The organism is Flavobacterium sp., assembly GCF_029242675.1.
Taxonomy (GTDB): domain Bacteria; phylum Bacteroidota; class Bacteroidia; order Flavobacteriales; family Flavobacteriaceae; genus Flavobacterium.
Window position 1 is genome coordinate 1 of record NZ_JAQWTM010000215.1, and the last position, 5499, is coordinate 5499.

A 5499-nucleotide genomic window follows, 5' to 3' on the forward strand; every position below is an offset into this window, starting at 1 on the left:
AATATAACTTTGCCAATGATGCTTTTTAGCATCTTCATATACATCATCGGTAAGGTTCTCTGGTTTAAATGCACTCGACATAAAAACGGGATGAATCATACAGATGTATTTAGAAAATTTGCTGGTTGAAATTCTATCCATAAATGAATGTGTGGACATAATTTTCTTAAATTCGTCTGTATCTTTGTAAACAGGGATACTCATAAAAACACCTGCTTTAAACCAATTAGGATGCTTCTCTAAAAGTGCTAATGAAATTATAGCTCCCATAGAATGTCCAGCAATAATTGTATTTCCATCATTGAACCCTTCTTTTTTAATTATTTTTTCAAGTGCTTTTAATTGTACAGAAAGTGAATAATTACTATTAGGTTTTGGTGAGTCACCAAAACCTAATAAATCAATCAATAATAACTTGTGCGTTTTAGTAATACTATCCAAATCTTTTTTCCAATAGTTTTTTGAGCCGGTCAAACCATGTATTAAAATCAATTTTGTTGTTCCAGAACCTAAAATTTCATAATTCAAGGACATAGTTTCAGGATTGTATTTTGGTGCATTGATTACTTTAAAATACTGATAACCACCGATGAGTCCAACAGGAAGAATAAATACTAAAAAGATGATTAATAACGTCATTTTACCAAGTTTTAGAAAGTTTTTTTTATTTGTTTTTAAATGAGGCATCTAGTTACACAATTAAACTTTATTTTGATTCTTTAGGCAATGGTTATTTTATTTTCCAGATATACACTTTGTAGCGTATTCAATAAATCAACACCTTCTTTAAAAGGTCGTTGAAATGCTTTTCGACCTAAAATCAAACCAGAACCGCCGGCTCTTTTATTGATTACGGCAGTTGTTACAGCTTCCATCAAATCGGAATCACCCTCGGAACCACCACCAGAATTGATTAACCCAATTTTTCCCATGTAGCAATTCGCAACTTGTAAACGGCACAAGTCAATAGGATGATTGGTAGTCAATGTTTCATACATTTCATCATCATATTTACCAAAACCAATTTCTTTAAAACCAAAATTATTAGTTGGCAACTTTTGTTTGATTATATCTGCCTGAATGGTTACACCTAAATGATTCGCTTGTCCTGTTAAATCTGCTGAAGCATGATAATCAACAGTACCTTTTTTAAACGAATCATTTCTTAGATAGCACCATAAAATAGTGACCATGCCTAAATTGTGGGCTTCTTCAAAAGCTTCGGCAATTTCTTTAAGTTGTCTGTTACTTTCCTCTGAACCAAAATAGATGGTTGCACCTACTGCTACAGCTCCCATATACCAAGCTGCCTTGACCTTACCAAATAGTGTTTGGTCATATTTAGTGGGGTAAGTAAGGAGTTCGTTATGGTTGATTTTTACAATGAATGGTATTTTATGGGCATATTTTCTTGCGTTCAATCCTAAAACCCCAAAAGTGGAAGCTACTGCATTACAGCCTCCTTCGATAGCAAGTTTTATAATATTTTCAGGGTCAAAATAGTCTGGGTTTTTATAAAATGAAAAGGCAGCACTATGCTCAACACCTTGGTCGACAGGAAGGATACTTAAATATCCAGTACCTCCCAAATTTCCGTGGTTGTGCAATTGGGATAAACTGCGAAGTACTTGTGGATTTCTGTTACTATTTGCAAATACTTTATCGAGACTATTTTTACTTGGTGTTTGCAACTGGTCTTTTGTGATCTTTTCACAAACGTAATCCAAATAATAATCTGCTTTATCCCCTAAAATTTCTGATATGTTTTTTTCTGTTTTCATTTTAAAAAAAATTATTGAATTCCTAAACTTTCATTTGTTTTAGCAATGGATTTATCTGCATCCATTTCAATTCCTGTAAGTGCTCTAATGGCATCGATAGTTTCAGGTATAACAATAGCTTGGTTATCCACCACATAAGCATAGAATAATTCATCTCCCACAACTTTCAGCATATCTTCCCATAGTGCGACTTCATACATATCGCCCCACGGGCGTCCCATATCTAGAAACATTTCCTTAATGGTATTGTTCGAAACTAAACCTTGGTCGTAATGAATTAGTTTAATTCTACTAGATTTCTTGAAAGCCTCTAGTACCTCTTCCTTTGTAGTTTGTTTTTTTAATTTCACGTTCCAATAATGCATGTGGCTTAAAGTTTCTGGCACTTTTACTGCAGAAGTAATAACGTTTAAATCAGGGTCAACACTTTGGGCGTCGGGACCTTGGTGGCTCGGTATGTCTCTTTCTGGCACCATCGTGTTCATAATACCACCTAAATGACTTTCCCAGGGGTCTGTAGCTCTTCTTAAAAGTGTTCCTCTAGCATATTCTAATAACCCCGCTTTTTTTAAGGCAGTCAATGTTCTTAGAATAGATGTCGTATTACAGGAAACAACTCTAGTAGCATCTAAATTTAAAGCGGTTTTATAATTAGATTCTGCGCTAAAGGAATGCCCAGTGGTTTCATGTTTTTCTCCACCTTGTAAAATAAATTTGATTCCTTTGTTTTTATAGATTTCAACATTTTTTGCAGCTATGTTCTTAGGGGTACAATCTACCACAAGATCTACTTTGGAAAGAAGTTCAGTCATATTCCCTTTTACGGAAATACCAGCAGCCTTCATCGTTATTGCAGCATCTGGTGTCGCCGCATAAATGGCATAGCTTTTTCTAACGGCATTTTGAATGCGCCAATCACTAATGACATCACAAACACCTATTAGTTTCATATCATCTTGTGCGTTAATGGCATCCGCAACTCTTTTGCCGATGACGCCATATCCTATTAATGCTACATTTTTCATTTTATTTTTAATTTAATTAATATTATGTTATTGTTTCAATAAGTTTTTTCTGATGTATTTCGATTTTTAGATATACTTACCACAGCCTCTATCAATAAGAGCCGTAATTTTTCGGCATCAAGGATTACCCACAACAACAATCACCAGATTTTTTCGGCTCATTAACCTCTTGATCTCCTACGACATCATAATTTCCAGCTTTTGATAATGCGGCTTGTACTTGAGCCGTACTAATAGCGCTATCTGCCTGTATTACTGCTTGTGGTGGAGATAGGCTTACCGATACTTCTTTTATACCTTCTATTCCACTCAACGCTTTTTCAACTGTTTTTACACAACCGCTACACGTCATTCCTTTAATTGCTACTTGTTGTTTCATAATTTTAATTTATTATTTGTTTTTATTATTTGTAGTTTCCATTCCCATTTGCATATCGCCCTCCTCGTCTGTATGCGATTTCATGAAAAACCTTTCCGAGATAAGTATTAATATAATTCCGATTGCCGCGACTATAAGTACTAACGGATCGTTAACGTATTTTACATAAAGGAAAGCTGAAAGAACCACAGCGTCCATAATAATTGCTATTATGGGTATAATCGGATGGAAATCTACTTCCTTTTTAAGATGCCGAAAAAGGCCCCAATGAATAGCAATATCCATAATAAGATAAAAAATAACTCCAATAGAAGCGATTCTTGTCAAATCGAATAACATAGTTAGCAAAATAGCAAGGGAAACTGTGAATAGGAGTGCGGGGTTTTTAAAGTTACCTATTTTATTTAAGGATGGTACCTGTTTCATATTACTCAACATCTCCAATAGGCGAGAGGCTGAAAATACACTAGCTATTACACCTGAAAAAGTAGCAACGATTGCGATTGCTATGGTAATCCAAGAACCCCATTCCCCGAATACCGGTTTTGCAGCGGCCGCTAATGCATAATCCTTAGCTTTAATTATTTCCGGTATGCTCAACCCTCCTGCAACAGCAAGAGCAAGTGCTACATAAATCAAAGTACAGATAACAATAGAAGAAACGATAGATCGCCCTAGATTCTTGTGTGGGTCTTTAATATCTCCTCCTTGATTTGTAATAGTAGTGAACCCTTTAAAAGCTAGTATTGCCAATGCCAATGCAGCAACAAAACCAACTCCCTGTGGCAGCGCTTCGGTGTTTGTAGGGATATAATTTCCAGTAATATTTGCAAAACCAGAGGCTAACAGGCCTGCAATTGCCAGTAATGCGATACCAAGTATTTTTATGACTGCAGTAAAGGTTGCTGTTGTTCCAATGACTTTGTTTCCTAAAATATTCACGATATATACCGTAACCAAAAGTAGAATGCCAAGAATAGTAGCGTAACCAGCAAAACGTTCTGGGAATAACCGAAGCGTATAAGCTGCGAAAGTACCTGCTACCAAACTCTGAGAAACCACCATTGAGACATACATCAATAAAGAAAATGCACCTGTTGTAGTTCCTGGGCCATAGGATTTATTTAAAAATTTAACGACACCACCTGAGGAAGGAAAAGCGTTTGAGAACTTTACATAAGAATAAGCACTGAAACCCACGACAATGGCACCTGCTATAAAAACAATTGGAAATAAATCTCCCACCAACTCTGCCATTTGCCCCATAAGGACAAATATTCCAGCACCTATCATTGCACCCGTGCCAAGAGATATTGAACCTATTAGTGAAAGCTTATTGTTTTGTACTTTGGTGTTTTTCATATATAAACTATTTCTTTGTGTTGTTGACTGATGGATTTGGATTTATAATTATCATTTGATTGCTCTTTTGAAAAACGAAATACCTCATAAGCGCATTAGACTAACCATCACTCTATTCCTAATGAACCAGAGGTATTGAATCATTTTATGCTTTTTGAGTTTTTAAATAATCTACAGTTTCTTTTACTGTTAAAGGATAAGTGGCATTGCCTGTTCGGACATAAAAAGTGGTGGTTGTCTCATTACTCACATATACTGGCTCATTTGACGGTTCAATGTCTATGACACAGATGTCTTTATCGTCCAAAACATAAAAAGAAACATGATTACTAAAACTGGCTTCGCGACCCAATTGGGTAGAAATGATCCTAAATACTTCACGTTCATAACCATCTTTGTTTTTATGTTTAAGGGTAAGAAAATCCTTTTCAAGACCTAGTACATTACCTTCATCATCCACGCCAATCAGGAGTTTTCCTCCTTTGGCATTCATAAAACCTACAATGGTTTTTGCGATGACCTTTTCAAGTTCTCTATTGGTAATTTTTTTGTTATAATCATACCGTATTGATGATTTGAATTCAATACGTTCATTTTCTCCATTCTTGACAAGCTGAATAATATCTCTTTGCAATAGCCGCTGTTGTGTACCTATTAGATTATTCTTGTTTTTAATTTGAATCCAAAATAAGCTGGAGAACAGTCCTAAAACAGTTCCAAAAAGTGTTAATAATCCACCCATTCCCCTCATATTAAAACTAAAGGATTTAAGGAATTGTTCATTGAAAATTTCTTGAAATTTTGAAAACGAAAAGGGCTTATCACTAAATTCAAACCAATAGAGTACCATGGTAAATGGATGCAAAAGGAAATAAAATATTCCTGCCCCAATTACAATTTGGATTACCATTGTTTTAATATTTTGTGAAGTGTTATTCATTTATAATTACTT

At 35.1% G+C, this 5499-nt stretch carries 6 protein-coding genes; all 6 read right to left on the bottom strand.

Annotation, left to right across the window (positions count from 1 at the left end; all coding sequences use genetic code 11):
* A partial coding sequence (locus P8M54_RS08030; protein WP_300287020.1) for an alpha/beta fold hydrolase occupies nucleotides 1–639 on the bottom strand: 639 nt, incomplete at its 3' end.
* A gap of 80 nt (nucleotides 640–719) precedes the next feature.
* Nucleotides 720–1781, bottom strand: coding sequence for a class I fructose-bisphosphate aldolase (locus tag P8M54_RS08035; RefSeq protein WP_300287022.1), 1062 nt, complete (start codon nucleotides 1779–1781; stop codon nucleotides 720–722).
* An 11-nt stretch (nucleotides 1782–1792) separates the two neighbouring features.
* Entirely contained in the window at nucleotides 1793–2806 is a 1014-nt protein-coding gene (locus P8M54_RS08040) for a type II glyceraldehyde-3-phosphate dehydrogenase (RefSeq protein ID WP_300287024.1), read from the bottom strand.
* A gap of 124 nt (nucleotides 2807–2930) precedes the next feature.
* Nucleotides 2931–3185, bottom strand: a complete 255-nt coding sequence (locus P8M54_RS08045; protein WP_300287026.1) for a heavy metal-associated domain-containing protein — start codon at nucleotides 3183–3185, stop codon at nucleotides 2931–2933.
* 12 nt (nucleotides 3186–3197) lie between these two features.
* Complete coding sequence (locus P8M54_RS08050; protein WP_300287028.1) at nucleotides 3198–4547, bottom strand: APC family permease; 1350 nt, start codon at nucleotides 4545–4547, stop codon at nucleotides 3198–3200.
* 145 nt (nucleotides 4548–4692) lie between these two features.
* The gene (locus tag P8M54_RS08055) at nucleotides 4693–5487 is read right to left on the bottom strand and encodes an ATP-binding protein (RefSeq protein ID WP_300287030.1); all 795 of its coding nucleotides are present in this window, start codon (nucleotides 5485–5487) and stop codon (nucleotides 4693–4695) included.
* Nucleotides 5488–5499: the final 12 nt, after the last annotated feature.

Excerpts from the sequence above, each read along its gene's own strand:
- P8M54_RS08035 (WP_300287022.1), bottom strand. The coding sequence starts at position 1,781 with ATGAAAACAGAAAAAAACATATCAGAAATTTTAGGGGATAAAGCAGAT.
- P8M54_RS08050 (WP_300287028.1), bottom strand. The coding sequence starts at position 4,547 with ATGAAAAACACCAAAGTACAAAACAATAAGCTTTCACTAATAGGTTCA.
- P8M54_RS08055 (WP_300287030.1), bottom strand. The coding sequence starts at position 5,487 with ATGAATAACACTTCACAAAATATTAAAACAATGGTAATCCAAATTGTA.
- P8M54_RS08040 (WP_300287024.1), bottom strand. The coding sequence starts at position 2,806 with ATGAAAAATGTAGCATTAATAGGATATGGCGTCATCGGCAAAAGAGTT.
- P8M54_RS08045 (WP_300287026.1), bottom strand. The coding sequence starts at position 3,185 with ATGAAACAACAAGTAGCAATTAAAGGAATGACGTGTAGCGGTTGTGTA.